The organism is Mesorhizobium sp. WSM4806 (assembly GCF_055811635.1).
Genome location: NZ_JBVVQZ010000012.1, coordinates 92488 through 112090 on the forward strand (window position 1 = coordinate 92488; position 19603 = coordinate 112090).

General features: G+C 58.9%; 14 protein-coding genes and 2 pseudogenes. 1 reads left to right on the top strand and 15 read right to left on the bottom strand.

Annotated features, from left to right (window positions below; all coding sequences use genetic code 11):
• Positions 1-37: 37 nt before the first annotated feature.
• Positions 38-1159 carry a nodulation factor fucose acetyltransferase NolL gene (nolL, locus tag AC0L2M_RS19175; protein WP_473535603.1) on the bottom strand — a complete coding sequence of 374 codons (1122 nt, stop codon included), beginning with the start codon at positions 1157-1159 and terminating at the stop codon, positions 38-40.
• A pseudogene (locus AC0L2M_RS19180) lies at positions 1152-1759 on the bottom strand (NodA family N-acyltransferase). The gene nolL and the pseudogene AC0L2M_RS19180 overlap by 8 nt, the downstream one beginning before the upstream one ends.
• A gap of 124 nt (positions 1760-1883) precedes the next feature.
• Here AC0L2M_RS19180 and AC0L2M_RS19185 point away from each other — a divergent pair.
• Entirely contained in the window at positions 1884-2819 is a 936-nt protein-coding gene (locus AC0L2M_RS19185) for a LysR family transcriptional regulator (RefSeq protein ID WP_095780354.1), read from the top strand.
• Here the strand turns inward: AC0L2M_RS19185 and AC0L2M_RS19190 are convergent.
• From AC0L2M_RS19190 to ubiM, 13 genes and pseudogenes are all read right to left on the bottom strand, one after another.
• Positions 2760-3545: a TIM barrel protein gene (locus AC0L2M_RS19190; protein WP_473535673.1), complete on the bottom strand. Its 786-nt coding sequence runs from the start codon at positions 3543-3545 to the stop codon at positions 2760-2762. The genes AC0L2M_RS19185 and AC0L2M_RS19190 overlap by 60 nt on opposite strands.
• Before the next feature lie 57 nt (positions 3546-3602).
• The gene (locus AC0L2M_RS19195; RefSeq protein WP_473512043.1) at positions 3603-4244 is read right to left on the bottom strand and encodes a LysE family translocator; all 642 of its coding nucleotides are present in this window, start codon (positions 4242-4244) and stop codon (positions 3603-3605) included.
• Between the two features lie 27 nt (positions 4245-4271).
• On the bottom strand, positions 4272-4895 hold the full coding sequence (locus AC0L2M_RS19200) for an FMN-binding negative transcriptional regulator (RefSeq protein WP_065010655.1): 624 nt from the start codon (positions 4893-4895) through the stop codon (positions 4272-4274).
• Positions 4896-5361: 466 nt separating this feature from the next.
• A complete protein-coding gene (nodB, locus tag AC0L2M_RS19205; protein ID WP_473535604.1) occupies positions 5362-6021 on the bottom strand; it encodes a chitooligosaccharide deacetylase NodB in 660 nt (219 codons plus the stop codon).
• 216 nt (positions 6022-6237) lie between these two features.
• Entirely contained in the window at positions 6238-6342 is a 105-nt protein-coding gene (locus AC0L2M_RS19210) for a hypothetical protein (protein ID WP_473535605.1), read from the bottom strand.
• A gap of 492 nt (positions 6343-6834) precedes the next feature.
• Positions 6835-8023: pseudogene (gene pdxR / locus AC0L2M_RS19215) on the bottom strand (MocR-like pyridoxine biosynthesis transcription factor PdxR); the annotation flags it as partial.
• Positions 8024-8658: 635 nt separating this feature from the next.
• On the bottom strand, positions 8659-10674 hold the full coding sequence (locus AC0L2M_RS19220; protein ID WP_473535674.1) for a carbamoyltransferase family protein: 2016 nt from the start codon (positions 10672-10674) through the stop codon (positions 8659-8661).
• Between the two features lie 292 nt (positions 10675-10966).
• The gene (locus tag AC0L2M_RS19225; RefSeq protein WP_065010657.1) at positions 10967-11755 is read right to left on the bottom strand and encodes an ABC transporter permease; all 789 of its coding nucleotides are present in this window, start codon (positions 11753-11755) and stop codon (positions 10967-10969) included.
• 3 nt (positions 11756-11758) lie between these two features.
• The gene (gene nodI / locus AC0L2M_RS19230) at positions 11759-12781 is read right to left on the bottom strand and encodes a nodulation factor ABC transporter ATP-binding protein NodI (protein WP_082982602.1); all 1023 of its coding nucleotides are present in this window, start codon (positions 12779-12781) and stop codon (positions 11759-11761) included.
• A 49-nt stretch (positions 12782-12830) separates the two neighbouring features.
• Positions 12831-14105, bottom strand: coding sequence for a chitooligosaccharide synthase NodC (gene nodC / locus AC0L2M_RS19235; protein ID WP_065010658.1), 1275 nt, complete (start codon positions 14103-14105; stop codon positions 12831-12833).
• A gap of 55 nt (positions 14106-14160) precedes the next feature.
• Complete coding sequence (locus AC0L2M_RS19240; protein WP_065010659.1) at positions 14161-14757, bottom strand: NodA family N-acyltransferase; 597 nt, start codon at positions 14755-14757, stop codon at positions 14161-14163.
• A gap of 1943 nt (positions 14758-16700) precedes the next feature.
• On the bottom strand, positions 16701-17309 hold the full coding sequence (nodS, locus tag AC0L2M_RS19245) for a nodulation methyltransferase NodS (protein ID WP_473535606.1): 609 nt from the start codon (positions 17307-17309) through the stop codon (positions 16701-16703).
• A 349-nt stretch (positions 17310-17658) separates the two neighbouring features.
• On the bottom strand, positions 17659-18840 hold the full coding sequence (ubiM, locus tag AC0L2M_RS19250) for a 5-demethoxyubiquinol-8 5-hydroxylase UbiM (protein ID WP_473535607.1): 1182 nt from the start codon (positions 18838-18840) through the stop codon (positions 17659-17661).
• Between the last annotated feature and the right edge of the window lie 763 nt (positions 18841-19603).

Sequence of the window (19603 nt, forward strand, 5' to 3'; positions counted from 1 at the left end):
TAACGTGGTTGCTTGTCATCGCGACCATTGTGGGTGGCTAATTTATTGCAGGTTGAGATTTGAGCAGACTTGGGCGTGGCGGCGCTCCGACAAGGATCTGCGACACATATCCAAGGTCGCGCGCAATCTTGCGAATTGCCATCGCCGTGACGACAATCGCCACTCCAACCACACTTGCGAACGCGATTCTGGTCGTGAGATTCCAGAGTTCTCCAAACTGTATCACATCCATGAGGCGAAACACGGCACCCTGGACCAGGTACAGCAGCAGCGTGCTCTGACCAAGCTCCACCGCGACATACTGAGCTACTCTAGTTGAATGGACAATTCTCCAGCACTGGAACATAAGCTGCATCGCTACTGCAGAAGCTGTTGCAGAGCCAGCGAACATCATAAACACTTGTTTAGCTGACTGTTCATCATGAATTAAAACAAGATTGTTGTAGACGTAAGTCTCCTTGCCCCACCCAAGGAAGCATAAGAAAGCTGTTATCGAAAATAAGACCAAGAAAAGCGATTTGTGGCGCCAGACGATATTTTTCTGCCATCCGATCGGCTGGGCAAACAAGAACCCCAAACAATAAAATGGGTAAGTGTATCTTAACGACGGGGTTATTGACAATGTGATGGGCGCCAATGCGACCCCAATTGCGGATGCGCTTATGATCCACATCGATAGTCGATTGAAAGTTGCAAAAAATCTAACTAGAACGAACGAAATAAACGCCGCCCATATGAACCAGTATGTTCCAATGACCTCCTTCGATAGGTCCAGCAATACACCAGTTAAACTCTTCGTTGGATAAATCATGGCGGACTTTAGTGCGAAAATAAACGCACACCAAAGAAACATTGGCAGTAGTAACTGCACTGCTCGATTACGGACCCCTTGAATGAACGTTTTTCGCAAAATTGCCCCAGAAGAAACATATCCACTTATCGCCATAAAGAGAGGCATATGAAACATGTATATCGTCTTATAATACGGAGACATCCAAAAATCGTCAGTGCCTCGATAAATTATATATTGTAATAGGTGCCCAATTATCACTAAAGTAATTAATATACCTTTGGCGAAGTCAAGGCTTAGGTCTCGGTCGTTTGTCTCTGCTGGGCGCGAGCCGCGTCCCTTCGCTCCGACTGTTATTTGATCAAGCATCAGACTCCAGCCCATCTGTTGCGGTTGCTACCGGCCGTTTCTGGGCACGGCGAGCACGCCAGTTTCGGTGAAAAGGATCGAATTTTACGCGGATCGCGGCGTGGTATCGAGGGCCGACTGGCTGCAACCGAGCGGACGAAATCCCAGTGCCTGATCGCAAACCTGGAGCGCAGTGGCGGTCGCGATCATGTGTGGCGACGCGATGGCCCGGCACTATGGTCGCCAGGACGTCTCTGCAGAACCTCTCAAGATGATTCCGCAGCGTGTGCCGAACCGTGCCAAAAGCGAATGGAATGCCAATCTGCTGCTGCACCGGACGCATGACGTGGATAGAATGGCTCATTCCGAGTCTCTCAAGATCCGGATGCACCCTGTACAATCCGAGTTCGCCTACCAAGAAATCAACCTCGCCAACCGTAGTGAACGGCGCAGCAGGTCCAAGTGAGCCGCTACGCCGTGCACATAGAGCCGATTGCGCGAACCTCCGGCCTTGCACCGGCCCAGCTACGACCGCCTGAAAGCCCCTGTCGGCCCATAGGCCTTTCGGAAGAAAGCGGAGAGCTCGACATGGTCGGCTACTTGCAAGTCATTTCCCAGCACACGCTACAGAAGCCGTGGCGTGATCGGGTGCATGTCAGGTCCGGTCATCTATGCAGCGCCCTGGAAGTTTGGTAAAATCGATTGTTTAGATCGCGAGCATTCACGCTATGGATAAGTGAAAGCGATGCGCTTCAAAGGCCTTGATCTGAACCTTCTCGTCGTGCTCGACGCACTGCTGACCCAGCGCAACCTCACGGCGGCGGCAAGCAGCATCAACCTAAGTCAGCCGGCCATGAGCGCGGCCGTCGCCCGGCTGCGCGATTATTTCAACGATGAACTGTTTACGATGAGCGGCCGCGAACGTGTTCTAACCCCACGTGCGGAAACACTCGCCCCCGCTGTTCGCGGCGCACTCTTGAAAATCCAGAGCTCGATTATTTCTTGGGATCCGTTTAATCCGGCTCAGTCCGATCGCCGTTTCAGGATCACCCTTTCCGATTTCGCCACACTCGTGTTTTTTGAAAAGGTCGTGGAGCGTGTTGCACGCGAAGCACCCGCCGTCAGCTTCGAATTGCTGCCGCTCGACGACGACCCCGATGAGCTTCTCCGGCGCGGTGACGTCGATTTTCTGATTTGTCCAGAATTGTTCATGTCGAGCGCGCATCCAAGAGCGGCGCTGTTCGACGACACGCTCGTGTGCGTAGGCTGCCCCACGAACAAGCAGCTGCCGCAGCAGCTTACATTCGAGAGATACATGTCGATGAGGCACGTTGCGGCCAAGTTCGGGCAGAAGCCCTCCGTCGAGGAGCGTTTTTTTCTTGAGCATGGCCTGAAGAGACGTGTCGAGGTTATCGTGCAGGCCTTCAGCATGATCCCGCCGATGGTCTCAGGCACAGCTCGTATATCGACCATGCCCTTCCGGCTGGTTGAGCATTTCAAAAAGACTTTCCCGCTGCGGATCATCGAACTTCCGCTGCCGCTTCCCGCATTTACCGAGGCCCTCCAATGGCCCGCCCTTCACAACAGTGATGCGGCAAGCGTCTGGATGCGAGAGATATTGTTACAGGAGGCGTCGAGAATGAGTTCTCCGCGGGACGCCAAAAAGGGTCGCAAGCCCTGATTGACTACCGCGTCTCACACCGGCACTCGTGTCAACAGGCGTGTCGAACGAGATGATAGTCGCGGAAAGAGCGCCTGCGAGGTCGTCCAGCGGGTGGCTTTCGTCGACAAACGGTGCGAATGAGAAGGGGCCCCCATAGCCGCCATCAAGCAGCGCCCGGATCTGGCTGCCATTGTCGGAACCGACCAGGACGCGATCCGGGTAAATCCAGTGGATTGGATCGTTCACTCTTGAAATGTGCACGAGACCGGTCAGGTCGCAGGAGAAGAACGTCTCCCCGGCGAGCGTGTCATGAAACGTGTCGTGCACGAGGCGGAAGACGGACTGGCCATCAATGGCGGCAATGGCCTTAGCCGCTTCGTTCTTCGATCGAAGCGAGCAGGTCTGGAAGCCCAGCGGCTCGATGAGACCGATCAGGCCGCGCGACTGGAGAATCGGCTTGAGCGCCTTCAAGGCAAAGCGGAGATCGCCCCGGCGCTCGCCATTGACGGGCCAGGAGCCATCGTTGACAGCCACCGGCATGAGCGTCTTGGCTCCGCAGGCCGCCGCATAATCGGCGAGCTCGCTCGCCTCGGCCCTGCGGGCGGGAGTCACTCGTTGAAGCGCTGCAAGGCATTGATGGAAAAATCCCAACGCCTGCTTCAGCGGCGGCAGACCGGACGTCCGCGCCTGCTGAGACATCGCCTGAATCGGTGTAATGACTGAAGCTGGCTCGCAGCCATCCATCTGCTTCAAGCTAACCCGCCGACCCGGAGAGATGCCCAACCAGATCGGATGCAAAATTCAGGCAGCAGGGTGCTTCGCCAGAGCGAGGCCGACGCCCAGCGCAATCATCGCGCCGCCCGACGCCTCCCTCAGGCGGCGGATCAACCTGGGACGCGCTGTCGCGCCGTCTTGAATGCCGCTGGCCACGAAGGCAACCACGATGTCGGCGAGCGTGTTGAGCGCAATCGACACGGAGCCAAGCACCACGAATTGCAGAGCTACGTGCCCTGCGCTCGGGTTCACGAACTGCGGAAGGAAGGCTAGAAAAAAGGCTGCCGTCTTCGGGTTGAGAGCCTCGACCAGCACCCCTTCACGAAACGCCCGCCGGGGTCCGACTGAACGCACCGGGGCGCCATCATCGCCAGTCGCTCGGCGCGCGGCTTGAAAGGTGCGAAAGCCTAGCCAGACGAGGTAGACCGCGCCGAACAGCTTCAATGCGGAGAACAGTTCCGAGCTCTCGAGCACGATCGCGGAAACACCTAGGCTTGCTGCGAGGACGTGGATCATGCCCCCCAACCCCGTGCCGAAGCTGGAAGCGATACCCTCCGGACGACCGCCGGCGAGCGTGCGCGCGGCAACATAGAAGATGCCCGGACCGGGCGTGATGGCGAGCACGGAGGCCGCGGCGAGGTACAGGGCGAATGGGGCCAGTTCTGGCATCATGGTCGATTCCGACAAAGTTCATGATTATTTTGGGATGAGAGCGGCGAGCTCGCGGTCAGATGCCCGCTCGCTCGCCGCAAGGCCCGCGGCCACGCCATCGCGGTCGGCCGCGTTCCGGTTCTGACTCAGTTTGCGCTTGCCCTCCAGCCTCGTGATCGGCATGCGCAGGCCGACGATTCCGCGGAGTTGCGCCTGTACAAAATCCGGCGGTGCGTCCGACACCGCCCAAGGCGAGGCGCGCTCGCCCTCGTGGTGGTCGGTCAGACGATTCACGACGTCCAGCAGTCTTCCCGCATGCTCGAAGAACTCGACCGGACCATAGGCGTGGACGGCGATGTAATTCCAGGTCGGGACGACCTTCCCGGTTTCCCGCTTGGTCGCATACCATGCCGGCGTCACATAAGCGTCCGGCCCCATGAAGATGGCCAAGCCGTCGCCCAGCGGCGGAACATGGCACTGGGGATTGGCCTTCGCTAGGTGCCCGTAGATCACGCCGTGCTCGCCCTCGCTCTCATCAAGGAAGAGGGGCAGTGGCGTTGCGAGCGGCCCTTCCGCCGTGACTGTAACGAAGTTCGCCAGCACCGCCGCGCGGATGGTCGCGCGCAGGGACTCCTTGTCGTCGTCGCGGAAAGCGGGAGGGATGTACATGGCGAAGCTCCTTGCGTTACCAGTCAGATACCGGCACTCTGGCCTGCAGGAAACAGCCAGTCAGAAGCTATCGACGTGGTCCAGTTTGTGAAAGATGGCATCGCACCCGATCATCGAAGACGATCGAGGAGCAGATCCACAGCGGGGTTTGCGAGTCGGAGAACCCCTGGTCCTTCGCAGCCGAGGGGTCGGGCATATCCCGGCAATAGCGACTAGTTTGCCAAACCTTGTGGACGCAGCCCGCGATCCCGGAGACCATATTGAAAGAATCGTCGAAGAGGTTCCGGCGACGCCAGGCAATGCCGAGAGGCTGCGCGGGTCCTCATTGTAGCAGGTGACAACAAACGTCTACGCTTAGTCAACGGGTCGGAGCCGACAGTTCGTCCGATGTCGGCGAAGCCTGTAAGCCTTCATAAGCGAGACCCAAGGCACTGGCTGGGAAAGCAGGTCCATAGGATCTCGCATTTCAGTGATGTTCTGGAAGCGGGCGAATTTCATATCCGCAGGCATCTAATGCCGGAATCAGATTGGATAGCGCCATAACGGTCTGGTTGCGCAGACCGGCTTGAGTGCTCCGTCTCGACTCGTCGGGAGGACAACCGTCGTGCAAGAGCACGATTGCGCCGGGCCGGACCGAGGCGAGCACAGCATCGACGATCGCATCGGTGCCGGGCCGCGACCAATCTTTTGGGTCTATCGACCAATGAAGGGCCGCCAGCCCGGCGATCTCTGACGCAGTGAACACTTCTTCGCTCCAGGCGCCGTATGGCGCGCGAATGTAGCGGATCGAGGCCTGGGGGCATGCTACCATGATGGCACGGTTCGCCTCAAATACCTCACGTTGGACGTCGCCCAAGCCGCATTTGGACAGATCCGGATGAGACATCGTGTGGTTGCCCACCTCATGCCCTTCTGCGATCATTCGCTGGATGAGGTCCGGGTGCTCTGCGGCGTAGGCACCAATCACGAAGAAAGTCGCTGGCACCCGATTTTGCGCCAGCACATCGAGTATCTGTGGTGTGAAGAATGGATCGGGACCGTCGTCAAACGTCAGATAAACGCTCCGACGGCCGGTTCCATCAGCGCATTCACTCTGCACCTCCCATCCGTCATCAAGATGTCTCATAGCTCCGGATCCTTCCGGTCAATTGTTGCATCGGTCGGCCATTCGCTCATCGGCCGCGCAATCGGGCATAATCACGAGGAGCACGTCCTCCACGCGAGGCGGCATGTCGAGATCCAGCACTTCTGAGTGGGACCGCACGCGAACATCGATACATCGTGGCCGGGCCGTCTCTGCAGAACGTCTCAAATTACCAGCGCATAGCTTTTCATTGCAGGGTCAGTCCCCCCGATAGGGTTTTCGGAAGAACTCGGAGAGTCCGATATGATCGGATACTTGCGACTGGTTCTCCCGGCACAACCTCCACCGTCCTTGGGAGCGCATGGGAAACCTCGACTTGTTGATCCTTGGGGTAGGCGCCTACGCTAGTTGGGGGCTTGTGGCGAAGCCGACGCGATGCAGCTTGCGCGATCACCGACGTACCTGGTCGAAAAGGGGATCGGCTCGCTCAATGTTCGGCGCAGACCAGAATGCACACACCAGAAAAATGCTCCTCGGAGCCAACCGCATACATCGACAATCTCCCTAGCCTGCATCCTTGAATTCTTCCTATGCAATGTCCTGTCCGATAGTCAAAATCGAATGTTTCGATGACAAGCATCCATGTTGCGGATAGATGAGACAATGGCCCTTGATGTGAAGCTCCTCGTCGGCTCCACGCACTGCTGACCGAGCGCAACGGCACGGTGGCGGCAAGCCGGATCAGCTAATTCAGCCGGCCATGAGCGCGGCCGTCGCCCAACTGCTTTCAACCATGACCTGTTTACGATGAGCGGTCGCGAATGTTCTAACCCCGCGTGCGGAACCGTCGACGTCTCAGTGTTGAGCGACGACGTCGCGCAGCATCTCGACGCCTTTTTCGATCTGCCGGATGCTCAAGGCGGAATAGCCCATGACAAGCCCGGCGCGGTCGGCTTCGCCTGCTCCCGGCTGCCGATGATAAAGCGGCGAAATCGGGGGCAGCCCCAGACCGGCATGTCGGGCGGCTTCGACCAACGCTGTTTCACGCAATCGCGGCAGGTCGTTGAACCATATGACGACGTGCAGTCCAGCGTCGGCCCCTTGGACGGCGATCCGATCTCGGAAAATCCGCTTCAGGTTGGAAATACCTCCCGGCGCTCGCCGTTAAGGCGGCGCACGCGGCGCACATGCCTTTCATAGCCGCCGCTCTCGAACAGAGAGGCCAATGACGCCTGCTCCGCCACCGGAGAATGCTGGTCGGCAAACTGCTTGGCGGTTTCGAAAACCTGCTGCAATTCCGCCGGGATGACGAGATAGCCGATGCGCAGCATCGGCGAGAGCGTCTTGGAGATGGTGCCGAGGTAGATGACGGCCCCATGATCCTCTAGGCTGTGCAGCGGGGGAACGGGGCTGATATCGTAGCGATATTCGCTGTCGTAGTCGTCCTCGATGACGTAGGCGCCCTGGTCGCGCGCCCATTCCAGGAGCTGATGCCGCCGCGCGACCGGCATGATGCCGCCGAGCGGAAACTGATGCGACGGCGTCGCATAGGCCAGCCGGGCCGCGACCCCCGCCAGTTGCTCCGTCTGCATGCCGTGCTCGTCAACCTCGACGGGAACGGGCGTGGCCCCTGTACTGGCAAAGACCTGGCGCGCCATCCTGTAGCAGGGGTCCTCGATGACGAAGCGGTCCCCTGGGGCGAGCAGCAGGCGCGCGCAGAGATCGAGCCCCTGCTGCGAACCATTGACGATGACGATCTGCTCAGGGTCGCAGCGCACAGTACGGGCGCGCCAGAGTAGCCCTGAAGCGCCTGGCGCAGCCGGCGCGAACCGCACGGATCGTCATAGGCTAGCCGTGCCGGCCGCTGCGCCATCGCCGCGTTCATCGTGCGCTTCCAAACCGAGGCTGGGGAATCTGAGGCCGCCAGGACGCCATACCGGAAATCTACCTTCAGCGTGTTCGGCAGGTGATCCCGCCACCGCGGGTTCCCACGCATCCGTTCGCCATAGTCAGACAAGTGACCCGGGCCGCCCCGTTTTGGGGAATTAGCGGCCCATTCCGATCAGGCGATTGCCCGAGAGCAGATGTCGGGCATCGCCAACGCTAACCCCTGCGTGACCTTGACCAACAGACCCTCGGTTTCCTGAAGATGGCGTCGTCGAAATCTGCACCGGCGTCGTATTGCCGTAAATCAAGGATGCCAACAACAGGGCCGGATGAATGGAGGCCGAAGCATCAAGCCGCATAAAGACAAGATCGTCGCCCCACCGACGCATTTTGCCAAAAGCAGCTCAACGACGAACATGGCGGCTTGGCGCGCCGAAGGGCCGCCGCCTTTCCCGCAAGCGGCCCAGCCCGCTCGCCACCGGGGTCAACCCACGCCAATCTATCCACCAACGCTCGTCCCATCCGCTATGCGCAACACCAAGCTGATGTCGCAGGGGCGGTCACCGACCCGGTACGCCGTCGAGAAACGACGAACTCGTGCTGTCTTGAGCCACCGGTAAGCAAATCCATTGCTGATCCGCGTCTGCAATAAGCGTTAGCTGGAGCGAACATGCATGCTCGCGGCAGACGCAATCATCAGGACCCTTGCCTCGGTCAATTGGATTGGAGACCATCATATGAAGGTGCAGACCGGTGTTTGGGCAGCTGTTATCGGTCGTCCAGACTTTGGCATCAGTTTTGGTGGACGCGAGCAGCTTGCGAGGGATGCATCCGAACGTGGCGCTGCTCCCACAATCCTCGCAGCTCTCCTGCGAGAGCCTCGCGCTGGCCCTGATCCAGCGTAATTGTGTCGAGGAGATCCGCGAGCACGGCTTCGCCTTCGATCCGCGTCAGCAGATCGAACAGGTCATGTGAAATACGCGCACAGTCACGGTGATCCGTTCGGATTTCGCAGACGGTCTCGTGGCGATCCTGCGCCGTGTATGCGCGGACTTTATGCAGGGATACATAGGGCGGCAATGAAACAGCGAGCGCAGTCCAATCCTGCAGCGTTGCGGCCCGTTTTTTGACGAGGTACGGCCCGACCACAAGTCCATCCAGCTCTGTCGTCAGGAACGTGGCAATCGAGTCTGCAACTGAATCCACGATCGGCTCGGCATTGTTGTTAAAGGACGTATTGAGCAGAATTGGGATGCCTGTCCGCTGCTTGAAGGCATTGATGACGTCCCAGTAGGCCGGACTGGCCTTGCGCGATACTGTTTGCAGCCGAGCCGTACCGTCGACATGCGTGATGGCGCCGAGCAAATCACGCTTGGAATCACGCACACGAACTACGAAATTCATGAAGGGAAATTCGCACGCACTGCCCGGGAGGTCGAAAAATTCGCGCGCATCCTCCTCCAAAACTGATGGGGCGAACGGGCGATATCCTTCCCGCTTCTTGACCATAGCGTTGATCCGGTCCTTGTTTGAAGCGGGCCTGGGGTCGGCAAGAATGCTGCGATTTCCGAGCGCTCGCGGCCCGAACTCCGAACGACCTTGCACCCAGCCGATCACGGCGCCACCGACCATCCACTCGGCTGCCCTATCCGCCACCTCCTCAGTGCGTTCAAACTCCAGGTGCCCCGCCCATGCCTTTAGTTCCTCTTCGACAGCGTGATCGCTCGCGAGTTCCGGCCCCCAATAGACCTCCTGCAATCGCCTACGCGGCGCTGGGCGGCCCAACTCATTAGACACGATTAGCGCGGCGCCTAATGCGCATCCAGCGTCATGCGATGCGGGCTGCACGAAGATGTCTTCGAAAAGTCCTGAATAGAGCAGCTTGCCGTTCATGGAGCAATTGTGCGCAACTCCGCCGGCCAGGCACAACCGCGTCATCCCGGTGGCCTCACGATAATGGCGAAGAATGTGAAACACGATGCGTTCGAGCGCTTCCTGTAACGACGCACTCACATCCATATGCTGCTGAGTGAATGGCATTCCCTTTTGCCGAACCTGAATGCTGCGGAGCAAAGTCGGACCGATACGGTCCAGGTGGACGCGATACTCGCCGTTTGCAGAGAGTTCATAGAATTTCTCGAAAAGCTCGCGATAGGGAACGGGATCGCCGTAGGGGGCAAGCCCCATTACCTTGTATTCATCGAACAAGCCGTAGCCGAGATACCGGATCGTCTCGAGATAAAATTGCCCGAGAGAATTGTTCTCCGGGAAAGTCGCAAGTTGCGTAATTTCAGTACCAGATCCTACCGCCACAAGGCCCGACAGGAAATCACCAGAGCCATCAATCGCGAAAATCAGACTTTGCTCGAAGCCCGACATTGCAAAAGCACTCACGGCGTGCGCCTGATGATGACTTACAAATGAGATACGCGAAGCGTCGAGCTCGGTACCGAACTCCTGCGCCAACAGCCTCTGCATCAACAGTTTAGCGTCCAACGGAATGGAGGCGTCCGGCTGGGAAGCTAGCATGTTTTCGAGCATGGCGTTGCTATAGGCTTCGGTAGCGTAGAACGCCACACGATCGATTTCGCTGAGCTGAACCCCAGCGGCTGAAAGACAGTATTGAGCCGCACTAATTGGGAGCTTGTTGGAATGTTTGATCCGATTGAGGCGCTCCTCTTCTACCGCCGCAATGACCTGTCCGTCCCGGACGAGCACCGCAGCGCCATCGTGCATGAATGTGTTTGAAATCTGAAATCTGTTTTCATAGACTTTGTCCAATCCGCCGTTCAATCCTAGACACAGCATCTCGCTCTCCATTTGTCGTACAGGAATATTAAATTGGCCGTCTGATCAGAAACACAGGCCGCGTTGTCGTTCGCGCCACGAACGCCAGTCAAACATGATCGGGCTCAAAGAAATTCTCTTCGGCCGGGATCAACATGACATCCTGTGATCGAGGTGCCGGGCGGCCCATAACGTTGATAGATTGAGTGGATGCCACCGAAGACCCTCCGTGGCATGCCGATTTCTGTTGGCGATGTCGTTTTTATTGGCAGCACGAAGTCCATAGCGCATCGTTTATCTCCTTCTCTTCGCGTCAGCGCATCAGTCGGCGGCGCAACAGCGCCATCGAGAGGAAGAATGGCAACAGCGCGTACAGGCCGAGCACCCCGATGTGCAGGGCGATGCCGACGATCGGGCGATCAAGCATAACCGGACGAATGAGGTCGATTGAATGTGACAGCGGCATGCATCGCGCTATCTTCTGAAAGGCGTCAGGCAGCTGATTCAATGGGAAAACGGCACCGGACAGGAAGAGCATAGGTGTGAGGACAAGCGTCTGGTAAAACACGAAGTAATCGTAGCTGGGCGAAAGCGCGGTGACGACCATCGCAAGGCTCGCAAACACGCACCCAGTGAGAGCAATGATTGGCAGCGCATAGAGGACGGACGGCCAGGCTGCATAACCCAACGTTGCGGTGACAATGGTGATTGCCGTACCGGCCAAGAAGGCCTTGGTGGCTGCCCACGCCAGTTCACCCAGAACGATGTCGCCGAGGGTAACGTGCGTGTACAGCATTGCTTCCCAAGTGCGCTGAGAGTGCATGCGAGCGAAAGCCGCGTACAATGTTTCGAGGGTAGAGGCGGTCATCGCACTTACCGCGACCATGCCGGCCGCCAAAAAGGCGATATATGACGCACCGTCGACGCGGCCGACCATTATGCCGAGGCCGGTGCCGAGTCCGAAAAGGTAGATTATAGGATCGGCAAGGTTACCGAGAATCGTCACGAGTGAGACTTTCTTCCATGCCAGATAGTTCCGGCGCCACACCGCAACCCAGTTCCACGCATTGGACGGCAGCGCCGCCGCAAAATCTTCAATCATCGTTCACTCCTCTATCTCGCGCCCGGTCAGCCGCAAGAAAACATCCTCGAGATTGGCTGGACGCAAAAGAAGGCGCAGACCTGCTCGCCCCTGCAGTTGCGTGCGCACCTGCTCAGGGTCGGGCGCGTAGCAATAAAGGGTTTCGCCGCTCACCTCGATGCGCTGGGAATGTGGCTTGACCAGCGAAAGCAACTCGTGCGGATCGCCGCCGTAAATCTCCATGACCTGGCATCCGATATGCTCGTCGATCAGCGCCTGCGGGCGGCCTTCGGCGATATTGCGCCCCCTTTCGAGCACGCACAGCCGATCGCATAATCGCTCAGCCTCTTCCATGAAATGCGTCGTCAGGATAATCGTCTTGCCGCGTGCCAACAGGGCGCGCAGCCGCTCCCAGATCAGGTGGCGCGCGTGCGGATCGAGGCCGGTGGTCGGCTCGTCCATCACAATGAGCTGGGGGTCGTTGATCAACGCCCGCGCCATCGTCAGGCATCGCTTCATGCCGCCGGACAGTTCCGAGACGCGCGCATCCGCCTTGCGCTCGAGGCGAGCGAACTCGAGAAGCGACGGGATGACCGCTTCGCTCTCGCGTGTGCTCATGCCGAAGTAGCGTCCGAACACCAGCAAGTTCTCGCGTACGGTGAATTCCTGGTCAAGATTGTCGAATTGCGGGACCACGCCAATGCCCCTGCGTGCCAGCCGAGCGCGCGCCGGCACTGGCACGCCGAGCACCGTGATCGCGCCCGCGTCAGGGCATGTCATGCCGAGGAGCATACGCGCAATCGTGCTTTTGCCCGCCCCGTTTGGTCCGAGGAGGCCGAAACACTCTCCCGACGCAACGGAGAACGACAGTTCGTCGACAACGACCTTGTTCCCATACGACTTGGTTACGCCGGCAAAATCGACTGCCACGGTCGACAGAGAGTCAGGCACGGAGCTTTTCGCGCTTGTCTGCCCGTGAAACTCCCGTTCGATCGGACCAGTCTCGATCCGCCGCAAATCCTCTGGGTCCAACTTCCGACTCAACATTTGATCTTCCTGGTCCTGGCTCAAAACTCTTCCACCTGCGATCACGTGACTATTGCTGTTCGCTGTAAGCTGCGTCAGATGCCACCAAGGCGGGCTTTGGAAGGGCGCCGCCGATGTCTGTCACAGTGGCGGCCGAGCTTCGCGACAACCAATCGCTATTGCTCAATGTACACAGCGCGTATGCTTTCAATGGGAGCAAGAGAAAGATGTTGATGAGTGTGTGGAGCGAGAATCCGAGAAATCGAAGTTGGCGCGCACGAAACGCTGCCACGCTGCAGCGAACTATAGTCATGACCGCGATCGTCAGGCATGCCGTCCAGGGCACAGTACCTGTCGTTATGAATTGCGCGAGCCCAGCCAGGAGCGACAAAGAGAGCAATAATGGGCCAAGATTCTGCCCAATCACGTCCAATGTGAGATAAATATTAAGGCCGCGCAGCAGTTGGAGCGCCAGCAACGTGTCCCGGAACGTGCTCCGGGCCCAGCGAAGCTGTTGGCGCAGATAGGGACCCATGCTGCTGGGAACGACTGTTGCCGCGACGGCCTCCGGGACATACTCTGTTCGAAAGCCTGCTTTCAGCATCAGGATCGTAAGGTGGCGGTCCTCACCGAAGTCGCTCGGCTTCCCTCGAAAGCGCTGCGTCTCGTATTGATCCAGGAGCGAAACAAGCGCGGATCGCCGGTACATGGCACACGGACCGCAGCAACACATGACGGCACCGAACCGAGCCTGCGCTGCCCGCTCTTCGTTGCAGGCGAGCCAGTATTCCATGTCAATCAACCGCGTCAGCCAAGTTTCACTGCGATTGCTAGCCGCCAACTGGCCCATGGCGGCGCCAATCGCTTGATCTTGCATCTTTAGCGCAAGCCTCGTGACGACGTCCGGCGCGAGTATCGTGTCCGAATCTACATTGAGCACCAAATCTCCGCACGAGCGGCGAACCGCCGCAATCTGTGCCTTGCGCTTTCCGACATTCTTTGGGAGCGCAATGAAGTTGAACCTCGGGTCGCGCGCGTATTCCTCGTGTATACCTACGAGGGCATCGTGGTTTCCAGAACCGTCATCAACAACATAGACCTGCAGTTTTCCGGCGTAGTCCTGACTTGCAATGGAAGCCAGGCAGTCCGAGAGGGTGCGAGGAGCCTCGTTGTAGCACGGGATAATGACATCGACGCTCGGCCAAGGCTCACAGCCGGCGGGTTCGCCCGAGGTCGGCGGTACGTTTGTAGGCAGGGTATAAAACACCTGCGCGGTCTTATAGACGGTCGACAGCAGCGCATAAGAGCAGACTGCAACAATACTGGCTGGGGCAAAGAGGTTCATGAGATCTCAGATTTTTCTGTGAATTTGAGGAAGCGAGCGGATAACAAATCCGAGGTCATAGCTCTGGACCGTTCCGATCGATCAAAGTGCCGGCCGGCCACTCGCTCATCGAGCGTCCAATTGGGAGCACCATGAGGAGTACGTCGTCGTCGACTCGCGTCGTGGAAGGCAGATCGGGGTACACGTCCGGGAGGGTTGAACGCACGCGAACGCCCGTCAGAATGTTCGCCAAGCCTTTGCGGCAGAACCTCCCAACATGGTTCCGGAGCGCTTGCCGAACCGTGCCGAAAGCGAATGGAACGCTAAGCTGCTGCAGCACTGGGTACATGACGCTAATCGAATGGGCGATTCCCAGCCCCTCAAGATCCGGACGCACCCCGTATAGACCGAGTTCAGCGACCAGCAGATCAACGTCGCCAACTTTGATGTATCGGCGCAGCAGGCCCAAGTGAGCGGCTACCCCGTGCACATCATAGCCGATTGCGCGGACCTCTGGCCTTGCACCGGCCCAACTTCGACCGCCTTCGAATTGCATTCCATTGAAGGCTCCGGTCGGCTCATAGGTCTTCCGGAAGAACTCAGAGAGTTCGAGGTGATCGGAAAGCTGCAACTCATTTTCCCAGCACAACCTCCACTGCACGTCATTGCGCATGCGAAGACTTCCTCTTTTTGGGTTCTTTTGTGCACCTCACGCGGTAGAGCAGCGACGGTGCATGTCATGTGGGGGTCTATGAACGACCCGCCCAGATTGGTAAAATTGATTGTTTAGATCGAGAGCATCCACGCTATGGATGCTAAAACCATGCGTTTCAAAGGCCTTGATCTGAACCTTCTGGTCGTGCTCGATTGGCCCCGATAGCGGCGACGCACCGATGGCAGCTGTTGGTGACACAACCTGCCTCAAGAGCGGCCGCCAGCGGCGTGGCTGCGCCTCGTGCCGAAGCAGCGATCAAGTGGAGGATGGGCCCGATAGGCGTCAGCAAACGCGGCGAGCGTTGACGTACGATCGCGCAGCTCTGGATCGCCGGCGGCAAACAGGTTCCGCGAAGCTCTGGCTCGACAAGTTGCGGCAAGACGGCATGCCAATGGTGCGATGGTCGCACTCGCCAACAGGAATCGTCTGGTCAACGCTCTCGAGTGTTGCCTGTCAACCGGACTGTCGGTGAAAGCACCTGGAGAGCGGGAAGGAGGGCGCACCCGGATGGCGCTACTTCGAACGAATTGTTTGAGGTTTTGGCCGACTGGAACACCCAGCTTGAGCACCTGAGGCCTGAAATGCGCGAAGGAGCTGGCGCCTAAGTTTTCATTCCGTGCGAGGGATCAAAGATCGCCGCACACAGAAGAGGCAGCCTAAGGAGCGTCAGCACTTGCGCCGGCCGAAGGGCCGGGACGCGGGACTGGCTGCAACGACGAGATCGGTTAAAAGGGCAGCCGGTAGGAGTGTCAGCATAGCGCCGCCGAAGGCGGGACACGGGACCGACGGCCCCCGACGAGGAGTGCCGCTTTCCCGGCTAGGGATCGTCACCCACCTGGGCCGAAACACCTTTGAGGTTCGGTGGCGGCAGTCATAGAGCCCGTCCCGCATAGGGGGCCATGCAAAATAAGGACTTCGCTCCATCTGGGTATTTATCGGTCATTTATTGGGTAAAGCCGTTTCTTGATTTTTTGGGTATTTTCAAAGGGGCTTGGCGGGCCTTGGCACGCTCGCGCCAGAGCGCCTATCGGCTTTGCGCCGTGTTGCGATCATCGAGAGCATTGGCTCTTCTACTGAAACAGGTTCAGCAACATGTCACCGAACTGACATGCGCCGTCATGAACACAGTCACGCATATGGGCTGGCAATTTCCAGGTTCGCCAGGCCCCGGGAATCCCATCTTCGAAAAGTAGCCAAAGCCTTGTGGTGTGCGCAGACCTCGATGAGAGGGAGGGAGAGATCCGCTTATGCGTGTACCGGTGGCAAGACGCCGGCGGCATCTAATCCGCGCAGGCTTGGTCAGGGCTCCAAGGGGCTCGAAGGCCCTTTGGTTCGTCTTCATGTGCGAAATCATGATGCGGGGCCAAGGCGGCATACGCCTTGGCTGCGATCCAACGGCAATCACGTTGGTCTGGGCGGGGTCTTGGGAGGGGCAGGAATGCCCCGCCTCCAAGCGCGATGAAACGGCGGACGTTTCGATGGTGTGATGAGGCTCGATGCCGACAGAACCGCAAGGCCGGAAGGGTGCACGGGAAACGCGACAGCGGATTTCCCTGCCAAGGTTGCGATACTACACCGCACATCCTTGCAATGCGCCTTACGCAAAATGGCAGAGGTGGGGGAACGGTCACCCCGTCGCTTCCGACCCTGATGTGTGGAGCGGAAAGGCTTCGGCCGACGTCTGGGGGCCGTTGAGGTGGAAGTCCGCGAAACCCCCTCGAGGCTCGCGGCCCTGAACATCGAGCCCCATGAAGACGCCGGATATACCTAAGCAGAAGTGACCATCGCCCGGACCCGGCTAACTTGTCGCAATCGGGCGCTCTTATACGTCCACATATAGGATCAGCTTGACACCACAGAAGCGCACAGTGTCTCCAAATCAACTTCGACAATTCGTTTCATCAGAAAGCGGAAATCGGCTTTCGGAAGCGGGCCAGCAGGCAGTCTTCATTGATCGACGCGCCCCGGCACTCGATGCACTCGATCTCGGTCAACGATTCGTTCAGCATGGCGATAGTGGTCTCTGCACCAGCAGCGTGCCCCCAGCGTTGGCAATTGGCGTCACGTGCCGACCCGAAAACCAGGTGCCCGCCTGGCGCAAGCAGGCCTACCAGGTTGCGGACTGCTGCGCGGATCTGAACGAGGTCTCCTACGTAGTAAAGAACTTCCGCCACGACGATCAGGTCGAACAGCTCAGCACTCGAAAATTGTTGAACATCGGAGATTATCCACCTGATGTGCGGCGGCTCCTTCATGCGTAAACGTGCTCGCGTAATCGCTGGCTCGACGACATCGATCACAGTGAGCCGCTGGCAAATGGGGGCTAGCCGTTCCGTAAAAGCGCCAGCAGCGCACCCGACTTCGAGCCCATTTGCGACAGGACCTTGCGCAAGTGACAACCGGAGAATTTGCGTGTGGCGCTCCCGCTCGAACGGGTTGCCATCGAGCCGCCATGGATCGTCTGCGGCCATTTCTCGATTCAGCAGTTCATGATCGATTTTATGGGTCAAATTCCCACCTCGCTAAGGCAGCAATCACCGGCGCTGCAAATGCCGTCAGATGTCGCTAGCGTCGGGGACCCGGGCACACCAATCTGAGAAGCGGGGCCGCTTCCTGCACCGGGCAGACCTGCGGGCCGAGGCACTTGATTTCGGTCACGCTCCTAATAGGGTCCGCAGGATTGGCAAAATTGATTGTTTGAATGATAACCATCCACGCCGTAAACACATCGAAGGCGGAATTGGGCGTGGCTGGGACCACGTCTGGGTGGCGCCGGCCGACAAATTTCTCACATCGAACCAAACTCGCCAGCCTGTTGCGACGCCAGCAAGCTGACGATGATGCTATGATGACTGCGGTTCACCGCCTCAGCATGGCCGCAATGCCATGACGGACAAAGGGAAGATGCTGGCCGAAGCGCAGCCCCACATGTCTTGCAAGCCGTGCCGCCGGGTGCTCGCTTGAGTAGAGTCCGACGAGAATATTCGTAGCATGGTAGAGCGGCGCCGCCGACAGGCGCAGTCGGCTTTCATATCTGTGGAGCATGTCGGGATCGGCAATGTCGCGACGGTCGCGCCATGCTGCCAGGATACCACGGGCGAGTTGCCTCTGGCCGCCGAGGCCGATGTTGAAGCCATGCGCGGTCACCGGGTGCATGCCAATGGCAGCGTCGCCTATCAATGCGGCGCTCGGCGCCCGGAACATGTGGGCCCAGGTGGTGACCAACGGATAGATATGGCGGCTGCTTGCCAAGCTCATGTTGCCGAGGCGCCCTCGACAGCGCTTCGTCAACTCCATCAGGAACAACTCGTCGTCGAGGGCAAGCAGTCCGTCGGCCTCGTTTGAGGGCAAAGTCAAAAGCAGCGACGACATGCCTCGCGCGAGGGGCAACATCGCTATCGTCTGATGGTGGTCGAACCATTCGATCGCGATCTGGTGGTGGGGGCGCTCGTGCCACACCCGGCAAATCAGCATTGAGCTGCCAAGCCGATTGATATCGGCGCCGATGCCGAGCAGATCGCGGGTGGCGGACAAACGCGAATCGGCGGCAACGAGAAGCCGAGCGGTCAGCTGCCTGCCATTGGAGAGCGTTACGACTGCTCCCTGATGGCTGTTTGTTGCACGCGCGACCGAGTGGCCGCACAGCAGCCGGGCATGGCCCTGCAAGCGGATGATCTTGAAAAGGGCATCGCGGATCCGGCAATTCGGAACCAGAACGCCCAGTGGTTCCGTGGATCCGTCGGGGGAATCGAAACACAGCGCAAAAGGACTCGATCCGTTGAGGACGCGTGCGCCTTGAAGCGGTGACTTGTCCGAAGCGGGGATAACATCCCAGGCGCCGAGCTCGCGAAGGATTCCAGTCGAGGCGTGGGTGAGCGCGATCTCGCGACCGTCGAAAGCCGCACTTGCCAGTGTTTGCAGGGACTGCCCTTCGACAACCGCCAGTTTGAGCTCGCTGTGGGCAAGCGATGCGGCGAAGGAAAGTCCGACCGGCCCGGCGCCAACGACAATGATGTCGAAGCTGTCCTCAAAGCCGGCCATCAGCGTGCCGCCAGCGCGTTGGCTATCTTCGTGAGACGTTGCTGGAGTCGAGCCGCATGTCGCGCATCGATTGCGCTGCGATCCAGTGCCCGCCGCATCGCCTCAAGCGGGTTTCTCACGTCGGTTCCTGGCCGGTGAATCGTCATTTGCCCGCCGTATGGTCTGGATTGTCAAGACGTTGGGAGCGACGATCAGGCTGTCGGTCAGCACATGCGTTTTCCCTTGAAGGACTGTCGATCAAACCACGCCGACGAGGACATGGCCTTGATCTGGGTCAGTCGAGGCGGGACCGGCGTCAGATGACCTCGATCCAATCCAGTCGTGTGCCAGCTGACCCCATGACGACGCAATGGCACCAGCTAAGGGGAACCAGGCGCGTCTGGTCTGGGAAGGGTGTTTCAGGACTTTTGCGATATCAGCGAATGACCGGCTCGCCATGGAAGCGCCGGCGCGAGGGCAGCGACACGCCGAAACCGACTTCCATCATCAGCCGTGGCGTGCGCGAAGGCGCGGTGTATATGGAGCCAAACGGATCTTCGACGAAGCCAAGCCGGCTTCGCCGGTCAGCGTGATCGGGCTGTCATCGCCTCGTTTTCGCATCAGCCAGTATTCCAGCGGCAGGCAAGCGGGGCGGCGGCACTCGAAAGAGCCGCCGCCCGGCTTGGCACCTATTCGCGGACGAACAGCGGCTGGACCCCGGCCCATTGATCGACCGTTCGCCCAGTCGATGCTCAGATTGGTTGCCGACCGCTTCGACCACGGC

Coding starts and splice junctions, on each gene's coding strand:
- nolL (WP_473535603.1), bottom strand. CDS start 1,159: ATGCTTGATCAAATAACAGTCGGAGCGAAGGGACGCGGCTCGCGCCCA.
- AC0L2M_RS19185 (WP_095780354.1), top strand. CDS start 1,884: ATGCGCTTCAAAGGCCTTGATCTGAACCTTCTCGTCGTGCTCGACGCA.
- AC0L2M_RS19190 (WP_473535673.1), bottom strand. CDS start 3,545: ATGGATGGCTGCGAGCCAGCTTCAGTCATTACACCGATTCAGGCGATG.
- AC0L2M_RS19195 (WP_473512043.1), bottom strand. CDS start 4,244: ATGCCAGAACTGGCCCCATTCGCCCTGTACCTCGCCGCGGCCTCCGTG.
- AC0L2M_RS19200 (WP_065010655.1), bottom strand. CDS start 4,895: ATGTACATCCCTCCCGCTTTCCGCGACGACGACAAGGAGTCCCTGCGC.
- nodB (WP_473535604.1), bottom strand. CDS start 6,021: ATGAGACATCTTGATGACGGATGGGAGGTGCAGAGTGAATGCGCTGAT.
- AC0L2M_RS19210 (WP_473535605.1), bottom strand. CDS start 6,342: ATGCGCTCCCAAGGACGGTGGAGGTTGTGCCGGGAGAACCAGTCGCAA.
- AC0L2M_RS19220 (WP_473535674.1), bottom strand. CDS start 10,674: ATGCTGTGTCTAGGATTGAACGGCGGATTGGACAAAGTCTATGAAAAC.
- AC0L2M_RS19225 (WP_065010657.1), bottom strand. CDS start 11,755: ATGATTGAAGATTTTGCGGCGGCGCTGCCGTCCAATGCGTGGAACTGG.
- nodI (WP_082982602.1), bottom strand. CDS start 12,781: ATGTTGAGTCGGAAGTTGGACCCAGAGGATTTGCGGCGGATCGAGACT.
- nodC (WP_065010658.1), bottom strand. CDS start 14,105: ATGAACCTCTTTGCCCCAGCCAGTATTGTTGCAGTCTGCTCTTATGCG.
- AC0L2M_RS19240 (WP_065010659.1), bottom strand. CDS start 14,757: ATGCGCAATGACGTGCAGTGGAGGTTGTGCTGGGAAAATGAGTTGCAG.
- ubiM (WP_473535607.1), bottom strand. CDS start 18,840: ATGGCCGGCTTTGAGGACAGCTTCGACATCATTGTCGTTGGCGCCGGG.